The organism is uncultured Phocaeicola sp. (genome assembly GCF_948499155.1).
In the GTDB taxonomy this organism is placed as follows: domain Bacteria; phylum Bacteroidota; class Bacteroidia; order Bacteroidales; family Bacteroidaceae; genus Phocaeicola; species Phocaeicola faecalis.
The window spans coordinates 38,331-53,949 of record NZ_CAOOSE010000026.1; the positions used below are offsets into that span (position 1 = coordinate 38,331).

Below are 15,619 nucleotides of genomic sequence, written 5' to 3' on the forward strand. Positions count from 1 at the left end.
TATGTGGAAAGACTTCTTTTATTTCTCTAAGAAAGAACGCAGGGGGATAGTTTTCCTGCTTGGGATGATTGTTATGATAATTGGAATCTGGCTGGTTTCTCCTTATCTGATAGAAGAGTCTGATAAAGATACCAATCAGGAATCATTTGAAGAAATGGAACGGTTTTTGGCCGGTATCAAGATAATAGAGCAGCAAAGAAATGCCTCATTTAAAAAGAAAGAGGTTGTAAAAAGAAAGGTGGTATTGGCACCTTTTGAACCAAATTTGGCCGATTCCATCGAGTTTTTGCAACTTGGGTTGCCTTCTTTTATAGCTCATAATATAATAAGGTATAGGCAGGCAGGCGGAAAGTTTGCTACTGCGGAAGCTTTCTCACGTATCTATGGAATAACGGAAGAGCAGTTTCATACTTTAGAACCCTATATTTATATATCCGAATCATTTCAGAAGAAGCCTGATACTTTGCGTTATGCAAAAGTAGAGAAGCGCGACACTTTGGCTTTTTATAAATATCCCGAAGGAACTTTGGTTGATTTGAACCGGGCAGATACTACAGAACTGAAGAAAATTCCGGGGATAGGGATTGGAATTGCACAGGCTATCGTTGCCTACCGGAACCGGTTGGGAGGATTCTATGATGTTGCACAATTACAGGAACTCAAATGGGTAACTTCTGATATACAACGTTGGTTTAAAGTTGAAAATTGCCCTATTCATCGAATAAATGCCAATAAAGCGAGCTTGGACAGACTGCGTGCACATCCTTACATTAATTATTATCAGGCACGGGTTATTGTTGAGTTCCGGAGAAAGAAGGATAAATTAAAAAGCCTTTCTCAGCTATCCCTTTATGAAGAGTTTGCCGAGAAAGACTTGGAGCGATTATCACACTATCTTACTTTCGATTAATTAGGATAGCCTGCCGCCTCTGCTATTTTCACCGGGATTTCAGTATTGTCTATCCGACCTTGAAATAACTCTGCACCTGCGCCGATGGCAAATACAGGAACATATCCGCCGGAGTGTCCGCCGCTGATCCAGCCTACAAAGGCAATGTCATCCAAAATCTTTTTAGCTTCGGAAGCCAAAGGCTCGTCTTGCTGATATTCACTCTTCTGTAAATCTACATTTTGCTCGCCGAATGATTTATCATATACTTTCTTTAATTGCGCTTCCTGTTTTTCATTCAATTGGATGCTGTCCCAAAAGCCGAAATTATCTTTCAGCGATTGTTTGATTACTTCCCAAGATACTTGGTTCTTGTATTTTTTTCTTAAGCCATTGATGATTTGGGTATAGCCGCTCTCGCTGACTTTTTGTGATTTCAAAGCCTGAAGATTGAGTGTGTAAGGGCCTTTACCCAATACGATGCCACCGGTTTCATGGTCGGCCGTCACTACAATCAGTGTTTCGTCGGGATGTTGTTCATAGAATTCGTAAGCTACTTTGATGGCATCATCCAAATCAACCACTTCATTGAATACAGTTGCCGCATCATTGCTATGGCAAGCCCAGTCAATTTTACCACCCTCAACCATCAGGAAGAAACCTTTGGAAAGGTCTTTAGAAAGGAAATTGATACCGGCGCGGGTTATTTCGGCTAAGGTCATGTCACCTTTCTTGCGGTCAATGGCATAAGGAATAGAACTTGCATCGGTGGCGGAAGTCGGTTGCAACAGAATCATCTTGTCTGATTTCTTGGCTTTCTTCTGATAGTCTTTATAACCGCGTGCTACGCTGTATCCTGCTTTGTCTGCCAGCGTGTAGAGGCTTTCCGAATTGCTGTCTCCTCCTTTTTTGTTAGTGGGGTCAAGGAAATCCGAACCGGCATAGAAGTCATAATTAGCCGCAATCAAATCAAGGCCTACATTATAATAACTGCTTCTTTGTGCTTGGTGTGCATAGAAAGCAGCCGGAGTAGCATGGTCTACACTGACACTTGTGCTGATACCTACCCGGCAGCCTTTGTCCTTGGCCCATGAAGCCACACTGTTTATTTTAGTCTCCAAATCTTTTTTCATTCCCAATGCTCCGTTCTTGGTCTTGCTGCCGGTGGCAAGTGCCGTTCCCGCAGCAGCCGAGTCGGTTACGCCATTGGTGGCGGAAAATGTAGTAGCAACAGTAGCAAATGGAAATTGTGTGAAAAGCAGTGGGGTAATGCCAATCTCTCCTTTTAGCTCGGAGCGATACATTTCTGTCCCCAATACTTGGTTAACACCCATTCCATCGCCGATGAAATAAAAAACGTATTTAGCCTGCTGAGCCTGTACAAACAGGATGGACAGAAATACAAATGTAATAATGAAAGATAGTTTCTTCATGTTTTGTGACTTAAATGATACATAATTAGTAATGCTAGCAAATATATAAATTATTTGTGCATTACAAGGGAAAAGTTTACTTTTTAATGGGTAATGATGAGGAATTATTCTATATTTGTTTTCATATATAGAAGAGAGTATGAAAGAATTTATCAAGGCTTTGGTCAGCAAAACCAAAAGTAATATTGTGCCTGCCGGGTGTAATCTTTTCGGGCATTTCGTAGGAGAATGGGATTTTGAATGGATTGATAGCCATGGAACTGCAGAAGAAAGACACGTCGAGGGGGAGTGGATTTTTCAGTGGATATTGGAGGGTACGGCTATTCAGGATGTTTTTATCTGTCCTTCACGTAAGGAGCGTGTGACTAATTATCAGCCGGATGCCGCTTACGGAACAACGGTGAGGATGTATAATCCGGATACATTGGCTTGGGATATCCTATATGCGGAACTGGGCGGAGCCACTCAACTGGAGGCAAGATGGGAAAAAGATAGAATTGTTCAAACGGCAGTAAACAACAAGAATTTGCGTTGGGTATTCTCTGAAATAACACGGACTTCCTTTCATTGGCAACGCTTAGTGCGCAAAGATGGCAAGCATTGGACGATGGAAGCTGAATTGTTTGCTGTGAGAAGATAAAGATAGGTTTTTGGAGTAATATGCACCACATATTGATTTGTTTTCTATCTTTGTACCCGAAACAGATTAGAAAGAATTGTTCAACTTATGAAACACCAACTCTGTATATAGCTACGCTCCATGAATAGTACTTCCAATTAGGCTATTTGACGGACTATGAATATAGTTCGCCACAGAGTTTTATTATCATTTTATTTATGAGAATGCTATGAGGCCCACTGCTTGTCTGCAAAGGGCACGGAATAGCATCTATTTTCAGTTGAACAATGAATTATACATATAAACAAATTTGGCTCATCAACCTTCCGGTAATGATGAGCATTTTGATGGAGCAACTTATTAATATAACCGATGCTGTCTTTTTGGGACATGTAGGTGAAATAGAATTGGGAGCATCTGCTTTAGCCAGTATCTATTATCTGGCAATCTATATGTTGGGCTTCGGCTTCAGTCTGGGATTGCAAGTTATGGTTGCCCGTAGAAATGGGGAACTTCACTATGAAGATACAGGAAGAACTTTTATACAGGGACTTTTTTTCCTTGTAATATTATCCATGTGCTTATGTGGCTTGTCACAGTGGGCCTCCCCTCACATACTGAAATACTTCATTCAATCTGCCGATATCTATCATTCAGCTGTCGATTATATATATTGGCGGAGCTGGGGACTCTTATTTTCATTTCCTTTTTTGGCTTTCCGTGCTTTTTATGTAGGCATAATAAGAACCAAGGTCTTGTCTTGGGCAGCACTAATAGCAGTTCTTATTAATATTCCGTGCAATTATCTTTTCATCTTTAGCCTTGAATGGGGAATATCGGGGGCTGCTTTGGCATCTTCTTTATCTGAAGCGGCTTCGTTTATAATGATGCTTTTCTATACCTTATATTATATGGACAAGAATAGATATGGCCTGAAGATTAAATATAATGGCCGGCTGTTGAAGAAGCTTTTACAGTTGTCCGTTTGGAGCATGATGCATTCTTTTATCAGTATGGTTCCGTGGTTTTTATTTTTTGTTGCCATTGAGCGTTTGGGAGAAACCTCTTTGGCAGCCTCAAATATAACACGTAGCGTGTCGACAGTTTTCTTTGTTTTGGTCAGCTCGTTTGCTGCAACCACAGGTTCGCTGGTGAGTAATCTGATAGGAGCAGGGGAGGGGAAGCTGATATTTTCAGTTTCCAATAAAGTACTGAAACTGGGTTATGGAGTCGGCCTACCCTTAGTGGTGCTGGCAATGCTTTTTGCCCGGCCGATAATCGGTTTCTATACCGATAGTGCTATGCTGGTGGAAGTGACTTACATTCCTTTCTTCGTCATGCTGGTGAATTATGTTTTCGGATTGCCGGGATATGTATATATCAGTATGGTGACGGGAACGGGAAATACAAGACTTGCCTTTATTTTTCAGGTGGTGACGATTATTGTATACCTGGGATATTTGTATGTACTGAGTTGCTGTTTTACTATGCCGTTGGCTGTATATCTGACGGCTGAATATGTATTTGTCATTTTGCTTGGTGTGCAGTCCTATGTATATCTTAAAAGATATGTAGGTTCAACCGGCCGACCACATGGAAACAAGAGTAAATTAGAAACAACAAAATAGTTATGGAGCATATATTAGAATTAGCCGAAAAGAATCGGCAGCAGGCATGGGAAGTGATACGAAAGACCGACGTTATGAATATTTGGAAGTCGGTCGGGGCGGAGATTAATTTGGTGGGCTCATTGAATATGGGATTGTTGGTGAAGAACCGGGATGTGGATTTCCATATTTATTCCTCTCCTTTGACTCCGGCAATCAGTTTCATGGCAATGGCAAAGTTGGCGGAAAACAAGTCTGTCAAACGGATAACTTATAATAATCTTTTGGATACGGAGGAGGCATGTATCGAGTGGCATGCCTGGTATGAAGACTCGGAGAACGGTTCTTGGAAAATGGATATGATTCATATATTAAAGAATTCCCGTTACGACGGCTATTTTGAGAAGATGGCGGAGCGCATTAAAGCGGTTCTGACTGAGGAAACGAAGGAAGCGATTCTGCGTTTGAAATATGAGACGCCGGATACGGAATTTTGCATGGGAGTGGAATATTATCAGGCTGTCCTCCGGGACGGAGTGCGGACGTATGCAGAGTTTGAAAACTGGAGGAGACAACATCCGGTGACAGGTGTTGTGGAGTGGATGCCTTGATGAAACTGCCACCCAAACAAGGGGGCACATTGTTTTCTTGGAGATTCGACAATCATATCACAAACAAAGGTAAGAATAAGCCGTTTCTTAGGCTCAGCCAAGACCTTTTGAACGGAAGATTATTACAGTCTCCGGCAGCAGACTGTACAGTCCACTGTAGCAGACTGTACGGTCCACTGCAACGGACTATACAGTCCATTGCCGGAGTCTGTAGTAATCCGACGGACAGACAGGCATAATCGAAAGGACGAAAACGCTTAGTCTGGCTAATGAAACGACTTAGGGAGTTCAAAAACGGGGTCAATCCGAAAACCCTGTGGGTGATAAGCATGCCCTCTGAGTTACAATGCTGACGTCCAATCAGGTGTTCGTCTGATGTACTTGATTTATAATACTTTGGAAGGATGTATGTTTTTAGCATTGCAGACTTTCAATGTTTCTCAAAGATTATACCCACATACTTTTTGACTTGACCCCAAATATGTAATGAAATGCGTAACGAGTGTAAAAAAAGAACCCTTGAACTATTTCTAATTCAAGGGTTTTCTAAAAGTGAAAGTTTTTTTGGTGGTGCCACCAGGAATCGAACCGGGGACACAAGGATTTTCAGTCCTTTGCTCTACCAACTGAGCTATGGCACCATTGTTTCTTGTTTGCGGTTGCAAAGGTAGATAAAGTTTTCTAATCTTGCAAATATTATAGAGAGAAAAAATGCTGATAATAATTAATATGTTTATTATCAGCATTTTAAAATGGAAATTATTTTTCTTTCAATGGATTCCAACCCTGTGCTTTTAGTTCAAACTCTTGTCCGTCACGAGTGACAAGGGCGCAGCCCAGCTCTGGTTTAGTGATGTGACCAATTACTTTTACGCCTTTCATAGCCGAAACCTTTTCATGGTCTGTCAAGGGAACTGTGAACAGGAGTTCGTAGTCTTCGCCACCATTTAATGCACAAGTGGTGACATTCATATTGAGCTCTTCTGCCATCACAGCCGTCTGATAATCAATAGGGATACGTTCCTCGTAAACACGACAGCCAGTGTTACTTTGTGAGCAAATATGTAACAGCTCGGAAGAAAGTCCATCCGAAATATCCATCATGGCAGTCGGTTGTACTCCTGCTTGGGCAAGTTCTTCAATGATATCTTTACGCGCTTCCGGTTTAAGTTGGCGTTCCAATATGTATTCCTTGCCAGAGAAGTCGGGGGTTGCTTCTTTTTGGTCTTGGAATACAGCTTTTTCACGTTCCAGCAATTGTAATCCCATATAGGCGGCCCCCAAGTCACCGCTGACACAAATCAAATCTGTGTCGTGTGCTCCATTACGGTAAACCACCTTGTCTTTGTCGGCTTCGCCAATACAAGTGATGCTGATTGCCAAGCCTGTGACTGATGATGTGGTGTCTCCACCTACAATATCTACATTGTGTAGCTGGCAAGCCAGTTTCAAGCCATCATAAAACTGCTCTAAATCTTCTATACAGAAGCGTTTGGATACAGCCAAGGATATGGTGATTTGTTTGGGAGTTCCATTCATGGCATAAATATCGGAGAAGTTTACAATGGCTGATTTGTATCCAAGATGTTTTAGTGGTGTATAAATCAAGTCGAAATGTACTCCTTCCATCAAAAGATCGGTGGTAACCAATACTTCCTTTTCTTTAAATTCAAGCACGGCTGCATCGTCACCTACACCGTATTTGGTTTCGGGGTTCTTCAATTCGATATTCTGAGTCAGGTGTTTGATGAGGCCAAACTCGCCTAAAGTTGCAATTTCTGTTCTATTTGTTTCCTGCATATTCTTGTTAAGCTCTATTAATAAGTTCGCGCATAATGGTTGTCATCCGTGGCTGCGCTTCATCTGCCGCTTTCTGAACTTCTTCGTGAGAAACTTCCACTATCTTGCCTTCCACGCCGAGGTCTGTGATGACTGATACTCCAAACACTTTAATGCCGCAATGGTTCGCAACAATTACTTCGGGGACGGTAGACATACCTACGGCGTCGGCTCCCAGGATGTGGAACATCTTATATTCTGCCGGAGTTTCAAAAGTCGGTCCTTGTGTACCGATATATACGCCTTGCTGTACTTTGATGCCCTTTTCTTCGGCTATTTTTAATGCCTTGTTGATAAGTTCTTTAGAGTAGGCTTCGCTCATGTCTGGGAAACGGGGGCCGTATTCGATATTTTTTCCGTGCAACGGATGTTCGGGGAAGAAGTTGATATGGTCTCTGATAATCATTAAGTCACCGATTTCAAAATCGGGATTAGTTCCGCCGGCAGCATTAGACACAAACAGTGTCTTGATGCCTAATTCGCGCATTACACGTACCGGGAAAGTAACTTCTTTCATTGAATATCCTTCGTAAAAATGGAACCGTCCCTGCATGGCCATGATGTCCTTGTTGCCTAATTTGCCAAAGATGAGTTTTCCACTGTGACCTTCTACTGTCGATATGGGAAAATTAGGAATATCTTTGTAGCTTATTTCATATTTATCGGTAATTTCGTGTACCAAACTTCCTAAACCTGTGCCCAGTATAATTGCTGTTTCGGGGTTAGTATGCATCTTCTCTTTCAGAAAAGCTGCGGTCTCTTGGATTTTTTCTAACATATTCGGTTATATTTAAGTTGAATAATTCTTGTTGGTCATGTAAAAAGCTCACTTCTATCGGGAGTACATAGATAAATGGTTTGATGGTTTCGTCTAACAATGGATGGGATGACAGTCTCACCGCATCCTTTTCTGTGGTGATAATCATTCGTTTGCTTTCCGGTAGTTGTTCAAAGCGGCCTTTTATGATTTCCATGTCTTGAGGGGTGAAGTCATGGTGGTCACTAAATGTCAATGGGTTGATATGTTCGTTATAAGGGGCCAAGTCATGGATTAACTTAGCCGGGGATGCAATTCCGGTAACGAGCAATATATGTGCGTCTTTATGGATATTGGTTATGGGATACTCCTTCCCTTGTCGGGTGATAGGATACAATTTTCCATAATTCAGAGTTGTGAAGTAAAGCTGTTGATAGGGATACAATCCCATCTGTTTACGCAGCACCCGCACGTCCATAGGAGTTATATCCTTTGGACATTTTGTGATTATCACGATATGGGCACGGTTCTTGCCTTTTTCGGATTCGCGCATTCGTCCTGCCGGTAACAAAGCGTCTTCGCAGATGGGCCGGTGATAGTCCACCAGAAGAATGTTCATTCCCGGTTTCACATAGCGGTGCTGAAAAGCGTCATCCAATATGACAACTTCCGTTCCGGGTGCGGTGTATCCGTTGCACAATTTCTCGATGCCGTGGCAGCGGTCATGGTCTACTGCCATATAGATATCTGGAAATTTCTGCTTCATCTGGAATGGTTCGTCGCCTATCATATTTACCGGAGTATCCGGCTTGGCCAATACGAAACCTTTTGATTTTCGTTTATAGCCCCGGCTTAGTACCGCTACCTTATAGTTTGGTTGCAATAACTTTATCAGATATTCGGTATGAGGTGTTTTCCCGGTACCTCCGACGGTAATATTGCCCACCGAGATAACCGGAATATCAAAGCTTCTTTCTTTGTATATTCCCCAGTCGAATAGCTTGTTGCGCATCCATACGCCGGTTCCGTAAAGCCACGAAACCGGGTATAGCCACTTATGTATTTTGATAAAGTTATTCTCCATTAAAAGTTATTTGATGTTCAGTTCGAATGGCATACGTGCCTGTACAGGATTGATTTCTTTCAGATTTTGTAAAATTTCGAAATAGCTGTAGAAACCGCCCATATATTCTTTCATCTGACTGTTGACATAGTGTTTACGTTGGCTGTTCAGCAGGTTCATAAAGAAACTTTCTTTTTCAGGATAGCTGATAACGGTGTAGTTTTCTACGTCTGCCTGTTTTGCGGCAGCTGCCAGAGCATCGTTGATGCCACCCAATTTATCTACCAATCCTAAGCCGATAGCCATTTCACCTGTCCATACTCGTCCTTCGGCTATTTTTTCGATATCTGCTGCCGACATTTTTCTTCCTTCGGCGCAACGGTTTACGAATAGTTTATATCCATTGTTGATATAGTTTTGAAGCGCTTCCTGTTCGGCATTGTTGAATGGGCGTGTTACGAGTGGTCCGAAACTTGCTCCCATATCGGCCATTTTATTGGTTTTCACTACATCGAAATCCAGTCCCAGTTTGTCTTTGAATAACTTCTCTCCCGAAGGAATCATACCAAAAATACCGATAGAACCAGTTAGGGTTGTCGGGTCGGCAAAGATAGAATCTGCGGCGCAAGAGATGTAATAACCGCCTGATGCAGCATAGTCACCCATAGAGACGATAACCGGTTTCTTTTCTTTCAGGCGTACTACTTCGCGCCATATTTGTTCTGAAGCATAAGCACTTCCGCCCGGAGAGTTTACGCGCAGGACAACTGCCTTTACATTGTCGTCATCGCGCAGTCTGCGCAAGTCTCGTGTCATCTTTTGCCCGTCAATGACCTCTTCGGTAGAGTTGGAGGAAGCAGCATCTAAAATTTCTCCTGATGCATAATATACGGCAACTACATTTCCACTTTTATCTTTGGGGACATTCTTTTTTACGTTTATCATATCTTCGAGGAAAAGACTGTTCAGACTTTGGTCTTCTTTCCGTCCGGTCAGTTGTTTCAGATAAGCGAGCATTCCATCCTTGTACAGCAGTGAGTCGGCTAGTCCGCATTTGATATACTCTTCTGCCTGACAGAGATCCATGCATTGGTCTGCATAAGCATTAAGGGAATCTTTGGAGATGTTGCGTGACACCGAAACGCCATCCAGTAGCTGGTTCCATATAGAGTTTAAGAATACAGTGACTTGTTCACGGTTGGCAGGGCTCATTTCGGTAGCGATAAACGGTTCTACTGCCGATTTGTAAGTGCCTACTTTGAAGACTTGTACATCAATGCCCAGTTTGTCCAGCAAATCTTTGAAGAAGACAGGTTGTGATGCCAGTCCGTGCCATGAAATGTTTCCGTGAGGATTTACTACTACTTTGTCTGCCACACTTGCCAGATAATACATGCCTTGTGTGTATTGGTCTGCGTAGGCTACAATAAACTTACCGCTTTCTTTGAAATCTTGAAGCGCATTGCGTATTTCTTCCAATGACGCAAAGGAAGTGGCCAAATAAGACGGTTGGATATAGATACCCTTAATCTTGTCATTTTCTTTGGCTTTTTTGATGGAAGATAAAATGTCGTTCAGCCCATAAGAAGCATTTTCTTCTCCCAATATTTGTTGGAACGGGTTTTCTTGTACACGCTCGGACAAGTTGCCTTTCAAATCGAGGACGAATACAGAATTGTCTTTCACTATCGTTTCAGAGTCTGATGAAGCTACCATGCCTACTACGGTGATAAGGCCCAGCACAGTGAGTACCACACCGGCTAAAATGACGCCTATTAAACTAGCCAATGTAAATTTAAGAAAATCTTTCATTGAATGTGTTCTTTATAATGTTAATAATTAGCTAACAAAAATAGTTGATTGTATTGAAAAAAGCAAAGAAAGTGAACTTCTTTTGCTGTCTGCTTGTTTATATAGGTAAATAACTCATAAATAAATTGCTGAATATGACAAAAACTTTTAAGGAGGCCATAAAGAACCGCCGCACTTTTTATCAGATAGACAATAAATCCACGTTGTCTGAAAAAGAATTGTTGGATTTGATTCGTTTTGCTGTCGAACATGTTCCTTCAGCATTCAATTCGCAAACCACACGCGTTGTTTTATTAACAGGTGAAGCTCACCAAAAGTTGTGGAATATCGTTAAAAACACGTTGCGCAAGCAGATTCCTGCGGAGGCTTTTGTTAAAACGGAACAGAAAATAGATGGTAGTTTTGCTTGTGGATACGGAACGATTCTATACTTCGAGGATATGTCTATTGTCCATGCTTTACAGGAACAGTTCTCCACTTATAAAGATAATTTCCCGGTTTGGGCAGAGCAGACTGACGCGATGCATCAATTTGCCATTTGGACGATGTTGGAGGATGCCGGAATGGGTGCTTCTCTGCAACATTATAATCCGCTGATTGATGATGAAGTGCGTGCTGCATGGAGTCTGCCGCTACATTGGAAATTGATAGCACAGATGCCTTTCGGAGTTCCTGTGGCACAACCCGGGCCGAAAGAAGTGATGCCTTTGGATGAACGTGTATTTGCTTTTAACGACTAAATTTTTCTTGTTCCGTTTGGCTCGTTAGGGGAAAATAAGCATCTTTGCGTATTATAAATACAAAGATGCATTATGAAAAAACTTTTATCGCTTCCCCCTAATTTGGTGGAATGTTTTCATGATATAGAAAAGGCCGACCGTGGTGAATGGTTTTGTACTTCTGATCCTATTGGTAGTAAACTGGGCTCGGGAGGAGGAACGGCCTGGCTGCTTGAAGCATGTAAACAGCATGTTGCTCCTGATAAGGACTTCATGGAATGGCTGGGGGAGGAAAAAAGAATACTGTTGCACGCCGGTGGACAGAGCCGGCGTTTGCCCGGATATGCTCCGTCGGGTAAAATATTAACACCTGTTCCTGTTTTTAGATGGGCAAGGGGACAGCGCTTGGAACAAAATCTGCTGTCACTCCAACTTCCCTTATATGAACAAATAATGGAGAAGGCTCCGGCTTCTCTGCGTACATTGATAGCTAGCGGAGATGTGTATATCCGTGCAGATCAGCCGCTTCAGGATATTCCTGATGCTGATGTGGTGTGCTATGGGCTTTGGGTAGATCCCAATTTGGCAAAGAATCATGGGGTGTTTGTTTCTTCGCGCAGCAATCCCGACAAACTGGACTTTATGCTTCAGAAACCTTCGGTCGAAGAATTAGGTAAATTGATGCAAACTCATTTGTTCCTGATGGATATCGGTATCTGGTTACTGAGTGATCGGGCTGTTGGTTTGTTGGTAAAACGTTCTAAAAAAGAAGGTGAGCTCTCATATTATGATATGTATTCCGAATTCGGATTGACACTAGGCGAACATCCGCGTATTGTAGATAAAGAGTTGAATGGGTTGAGTGTGGTTATCTTGCCGTTGCCCGGAGGTGAGTTTTATCATTATGGAACAAGCAGGGAATTAATCTCCTCCACTTTGGCTGTGCAGAATTTGGTGAACGACCAACGTGAAATCATGCATCGCAAAGTGAAGCCCCATCCGGCTATGTTTGTACAGAATGCTGATGTGGCTTATCATCTTACTGCGGATAATTCTGAAATCTGGATAGAAAACAGTTGTGTAGGCAAGGAGTGGAACCTTCATCAACAGACGATTATAACAGGAGTTCCGGATAATAACTGGAAACTCAATGTACCATCGGGGGTATGTGTTGATGTGGTACCTTTGGGAGAAACTGAATATGTAGCCCGTCCCTATGGATTTAATGATGCTTTTAAGGGGGCACTGACGGATAAAAATACTGTTTATCAGGGTGCTCCGGTGTGTGAATGGCTTTCTTGCCGTGGAATAGCAGTTGAAGAGATAGAAGGTATCCAAGATTTGCAGGCCGCCCGTTTATTCCCTGTTTGCTCTACAGTGGAAGATTTGGGACTAGTAATGCGTTGGATGATTTCCGAACCCGAACTTCAGGAAGGTAAGGAGATATGGAAACGTTCTCGCCGGTTGTCGGCCGATGAAATTTCCGCTTATGCTAATCTGCGTCGTTTGGCTGCTCAGCGTGATGCATTTCGGGTTATGAACTGGCCTGTGTTGGCACGTAATTATGAGCGTAGCGTTTTTTATCAGTTGAATTTGGAAGATGCCGCTTATGAATTTGCCACTCATCATTTGGAGTTGCCGGATTCATTGCCACTGTCTGCGCCATTGATGACCCGGGTAAGTGATTACATGTTTCGGGCTAAAGTCAGACAACTTAGTGGTGAAGCCTATGAAGATGATGAAAGTAAGGCGTTTGGGCTGATGCGCGAAGGTTTGACAGCTGCTGCATTGGCGAAAAAACAGCAACCTTATTTGTCGGTTTATTCAGACCAGATTGTGTGGGGAAGAAGTCCGGTTCGTATTGATTTGGCGGGCGGATGGACAGATACTCCTCCTTATTGTCTGAATGAAGGTGGAAATGTGGTGAATATCGCTATTGAACTGAATGGCCAACCTCCTTTGCAAGTCTATGTAAAGCCTTGTAAAGAATATAAGATTATTTTACGCTCTATTGACTTGGGGGCAATGGAGACTGTTGTTACTTATGAAGAACTGCATGATTTTATGCAGGTTGGTTCTCCTTTCTCTATTCCTAAGGCGGCCTTGGTGTTGGCCGGTTTCCAGCCGGGATTCTCTGTCGACGTTTATGCTACGTTGGAAGAGCAGCTCAAGGCATTTGGTTCAGGTATTGAAATCACCTTGTTGTCGGCTATTCCTGCAGGTTCAGGCTTGGGCACAAGTTCTATTCTGGCTTCCACGGTGCTTGGTGCGGTTTCTGATTTCTGTGGCTTGAAGTGGGATAAGAATGAAATATGCAATCGTACTCTGATTTTGGAGCAATTGCTCACTACCGGTGGGGGATGGCAAGACCAGTATGGAGGCGTGCTTCGTGGGGTTAAGCTTCTTCAGACCCATGCCGGTATAGAGCAAAGTCCGTTAGTTCGTTGGTTGCCTGATTATTTGTTTACTGGCAGTGAGTATCAGAAGTGTCATTTGTTGTATTATACCGGTATCACTCGCACTGCCAAAGGAATTTTGGCTGAGATTGTCCGTAGTATGTTCCTCAATTCTACAGAACATCTTGCACTGTTGGGGAGCATGAAAAGTCATGCACTTGATTTATATGAAGCTGTCCAACGTGGTAATTTTGATGAAATGGGTCGTTTGGTAGGTAAAAGCTGGAAGCAGAATCAGGCTCTTGATTCGGGGACTAATCCTGCATCGGTTGAGGCTATCATTCGTCGGATTGATGATTATTGCTTGGGTTATAAGTTGCCCGGAGCAGGCGGGGGAGGCTATCTTTATATGGTGGCTAAAGACCCCGAAGCTGCAGTCAAAATAAGAACAATATTGACCCAGAATCCGCCAAACAGTTGTGCTCGTTTTGTCGATATGACATTGTCCGACAAGGGATTGCAGGTCAGTCGCAGTTAGGCCTGTAGGGTGCATAACTGTGCAATCAGCCTTTTGATATTTTCTGTAGCTATTTCAGGTTTCATTGTTTTCTCTAATGCGATGGAACCCCGAAGTAGCTATTTCAATAAAACTCTTACCAGCAGATTAGTGTGTCATTATTAATCACTCTTAGTAATTCTTACACAAATTGCTTGGTGTCGTATCTTCCTTTCTCCTCTCATCCATGAAATAAAAGACGTTTATAAAAAGAAAAACTGGGAGAAACCTTGGAAAAGAATAGGGGTAGTGCTGAAGCACATCGAAAAGTAACAAGGTTGAAAGGTTCTTTGCACGAAAATGATAACAATGTTCTGATAATATGTAAATTCAAGAAACCATGAAACTAATATTTGTATACAGCATATCGCTCCTCTGCCTCATGACTTGCAGTTCGGGAAACCAAAAACCTGCCACCCAACTGGAAAGAAAAGACAATATCATTCATTTGTCTGCTGCCATAGAAAATGCAAGGGAGGAAATGTTGCTTTCGGAACTGGTGGACAGTATAAGCTGTATATAGAATACGGTGCTTTATGCGTAGAGGCTTTTCAGGCCTACAAGAACGGAGTTACAGAGTCTGCGAAAATCCTCAAGATAATGGATGGCAAGTATGTGGTGCCTGCCGTATATGAAACCGATGATTTTGTATTTCTTGATGTATACATGCGCAGAATGTGGGCTGAACTCCGCAATTTGCCGTTTACCCCTCCGGTGCTGGCCGTCTATAACAAGAAGACCGGTGAGACCTTTGGCGTAAACAAGATTATTGACGACCTCGGAGGTATGAAGACCTTCTGGCCTAGGTTGGGTATCTGTAACGGCAAGATGGTAGATGCCATCTGGCCCTATGAACTACAAGAATTCATCAACGAAGAAAAGGAAAAAGGAAACACAGTCAGCCCACTTCTCTTGGACTTAATGAAACGTGTACACGAAGACGATAACCCGATATTAATCATAGCTCATCTAAAGACAAAATGAAAGCATATACTTTTACTAAAACTTCAGGAGGAAATTGTTATTTATATAATAGCAAAAAGTCAACTTTACTAAACGTTCATCCTATCATTAAAGGTCCAATGCCAGATTCAAAATGATACGAACCATTCAAGATTTATCTGTACCCCGGTATTAATGGTTGTCTGAAGTCAGGCATTCCACCCTCCGGTAGCTGCCATGTCTTTTTGTGACTGATTCTATTTTACTGTTCTATTAAATATTCGAATAAGCAAATAAACAAAGGTAAAGTTTTTTTTGAAGAAAAAATTGCTTTTAATAAAACTTTCGTATCTTTGCCCCTGATGAAAGCACATTT

13 protein-coding genes and 1 tRNA gene are annotated in these 15,619 nt (G+C 42.3%); 8 read left to right on the forward strand and 6 right to left on the reverse strand.

The window, feature by feature from the left end; genetic code table 11:
* The first annotated feature begins 1 nt into the window (after nucleotide 1).
* On the forward strand, nucleotides 2-910 hold the full coding sequence (locus QYT14_RS15405) for a helix-hairpin-helix domain-containing protein (RefSeq protein WP_288325130.1): 909 nt from the start codon (nucleotides 2-4) through the stop codon (nucleotides 908-910).
* Here the strand turns inward: QYT14_RS15405 and QYT14_RS15410 are convergent.
* Nucleotides 907-2,322, reverse strand: a complete 1,416-nt coding sequence (locus QYT14_RS15410) for an alkaline phosphatase (RefSeq protein WP_288325131.1) — start codon at nucleotides 2,320-2,322, stop codon at nucleotides 907-909. The genes QYT14_RS15405 and QYT14_RS15410 overlap by 4 nt on opposite strands.
* A gap of 139 nt (nucleotides 2,323-2,461) precedes the next feature.
* Between QYT14_RS15410 and QYT14_RS15415 the strand changes: the two genes are divergently transcribed.
* The 3 genes from QYT14_RS15415 to QYT14_RS15425 all read left to right on the forward strand — a co-directional run bounded on the left by QYT14_RS15415 (nucleotide 2,462) and on the right by QYT14_RS15425 (nucleotide 5,159).
* Nucleotides 2,462-2,962 carry a hypothetical protein gene (locus QYT14_RS15415; RefSeq protein WP_237038658.1) on the forward strand — a complete coding sequence of 167 codons (501 nt, stop codon included), beginning with the start codon at nucleotides 2,462-2,464 and terminating at the stop codon, nucleotides 2,960-2,962.
* A gap of 266 nt (nucleotides 2,963-3,228) precedes the next feature.
* Nucleotides 3,229-4,569, forward strand: coding sequence for an MATE family efflux transporter (locus QYT14_RS15420; protein WP_288325132.1), 1,341 nt, complete (start codon nucleotides 3,229-3,231; stop codon nucleotides 4,567-4,569).
* A 2-nt stretch (nucleotides 4,570-4,571) separates the two neighbouring features.
* Complete coding sequence (locus tag QYT14_RS15425) at nucleotides 4,572-5,159, forward strand: phosphoglycerate mutase family protein (RefSeq protein ID WP_237038656.1); 588 nt, start codon at nucleotides 4,572-4,574, stop codon at nucleotides 5,157-5,159.
* Between the two features lie 565 nt (nucleotides 5,160-5,724).
* On the opposite strand, the gene QYT14_RS15430 is transcribed toward QYT14_RS15425, so the two are convergent.
* The 5 genes from QYT14_RS15430 to sppA all read right to left on the reverse strand — a co-directional run bounded on the left by QYT14_RS15430 (nucleotide 5,725) and on the right by sppA (nucleotide 10,630).
* Nucleotides 5,725-5,800, reverse strand: a tRNA-Phe gene (locus QYT14_RS15430).
* A gap of 118 nt (nucleotides 5,801-5,918) precedes the next feature.
* A complete protein-coding gene (gene thiL, locus QYT14_RS15435) occupies nucleotides 5,919-6,959 on the reverse strand; it encodes a thiamine-phosphate kinase (protein ID WP_288325133.1) in 1,041 nt (346 codons plus the stop codon).
* Between the two features lie 7 nt (nucleotides 6,960-6,966).
* The gene (locus tag QYT14_RS15440; RefSeq protein WP_288325134.1) at nucleotides 6,967-7,776 is read right to left on the reverse strand and encodes a purine-nucleoside phosphorylase; all 810 of its coding nucleotides are present in this window, start codon (nucleotides 7,774-7,776) and stop codon (nucleotides 6,967-6,969) included.
* The gene (lpxK, locus tag QYT14_RS15445; protein WP_288325135.1) at nucleotides 7,721-8,839 is read right to left on the reverse strand and encodes a tetraacyldisaccharide 4'-kinase; all 1,119 of its coding nucleotides are present in this window, start codon (nucleotides 8,837-8,839) and stop codon (nucleotides 7,721-7,723) included. Before lpxK ends, QYT14_RS15440 begins: the two co-directional genes overlap by 56 nt.
* Before the next feature lie 6 nt (nucleotides 8,840-8,845).
* Nucleotides 8,846-10,630 (reverse strand): signal peptide peptidase SppA, encoded by a 1,785-nt coding sequence (gene sppA / locus QYT14_RS15450; protein ID WP_237038652.1) that lies wholly within the window; start codon nucleotides 10,628-10,630, stop codon nucleotides 8,846-8,848.
* 134 nt (nucleotides 10,631-10,764) lie between these two features.
* Here sppA and QYT14_RS15455 point away from each other — a divergent pair, with 134 nt between their 5' ends.
* The 4 genes from QYT14_RS15455 (at nucleotide 10,765) to QYT14_RS15470 (ending at nucleotide 15,285) form a co-directional block, all read left to right on the forward strand.
* On the forward strand, nucleotides 10,765-11,370 hold the full coding sequence (locus tag QYT14_RS15455; protein ID WP_237038651.1) for a nitroreductase family protein: 606 nt from the start codon (nucleotides 10,765-10,767) through the stop codon (nucleotides 11,368-11,370).
* 72 nt (nucleotides 11,371-11,442) lie between these two features.
* Nucleotides 11,443-14,283, forward strand: a complete 2,841-nt coding sequence (locus QYT14_RS15460) for a bifunctional fucokinase/fucose-1-phosphate guanylyltransferase (protein WP_288325136.1) — start codon at nucleotides 11,443-11,445, stop codon at nucleotides 14,281-14,283.
* Between the two features lie 358 nt (nucleotides 14,284-14,641).
* The gene (locus tag QYT14_RS15465; RefSeq protein WP_288325137.1) at nucleotides 14,642-14,824 is read left to right on the forward strand and encodes a hypothetical protein; all 183 of its coding nucleotides are present in this window, start codon (nucleotides 14,642-14,644) and stop codon (nucleotides 14,822-14,824) included.
* 77 nt (nucleotides 14,825-14,901) lie between these two features.
* Nucleotides 14,902-15,285, forward strand: coding sequence for a hypothetical protein (locus tag QYT14_RS15470; protein ID WP_288325139.1), 384 nt, complete (start codon nucleotides 14,902-14,904; stop codon nucleotides 15,283-15,285).
* Nucleotides 15,286-15,619: the final 334 nt, after the last annotated feature.

Excerpts from the sequence above, each read along its gene's own strand:
- QYT14_RS15405 (WP_288325130.1), top strand. The coding sequence starts at position 2 with ATGTGGAAAGACTTCTTTTATTTCTCTAAGAAAGAACGCAGGGGGATA.
- QYT14_RS15410 (WP_288325131.1), bottom strand. The coding sequence starts at position 2,322 with ATGAAGAAACTATCTTTCATTATTACATTTGTATTTCTGTCCATCCTG.
- QYT14_RS15415 (WP_237038658.1), top strand. The coding sequence starts at position 2,462 with ATGAAAGAATTTATCAAGGCTTTGGTCAGCAAAACCAAAAGTAATATT.
- QYT14_RS15420 (WP_288325132.1), top strand. The coding sequence starts at position 3,229 with ATGAATTATACATATAAACAAATTTGGCTCATCAACCTTCCGGTAATG.
- QYT14_RS15425 (WP_237038656.1), top strand. The coding sequence starts at position 4,572 with ATGGAGCATATATTAGAATTAGCCGAAAAGAATCGGCAGCAGGCATGG.
- thiL (WP_288325133.1), bottom strand. The coding sequence starts at position 6,959 with ATGCAGGAAACAAATAGAACAGAAATTGCAACTTTAGGCGAGTTTGGC.
- QYT14_RS15440 (WP_288325134.1), bottom strand. The coding sequence starts at position 7,776 with ATGTTAGAAAAAATCCAAGAGACCGCAGCTTTTCTGAAAGAGAAGATG.
- lpxK (WP_288325135.1), bottom strand. The coding sequence starts at position 8,839 with ATGGAGAATAACTTTATCAAAATACATAAGTGGCTATACCCGGTTTCG.
- sppA (WP_237038652.1), bottom strand. The coding sequence starts at position 10,630 with ATGAAAGATTTTCTTAAATTTACATTGGCTAGTTTAATAGGCGTCATT.
- QYT14_RS15455 (WP_237038651.1), top strand. The coding sequence starts at position 10,765 with ATGACAAAAACTTTTAAGGAGGCCATAAAGAACCGCCGCACTTTTTAT.
- QYT14_RS15460 (WP_288325136.1), top strand. The coding sequence starts at position 11,443 with ATGAAAAAACTTTTATCGCTTCCCCCTAATTTGGTGGAATGTTTTCAT.
- QYT14_RS15465 (WP_288325137.1), top strand. The coding sequence starts at position 14,642 with ATGAAACTAATATTTGTATACAGCATATCGCTCCTCTGCCTCATGACT.
- QYT14_RS15470 (WP_288325139.1), top strand. The coding sequence starts at position 14,902 with ATGGATGGCAAGTATGTGGTGCCTGCCGTATATGAAACCGATGATTTT.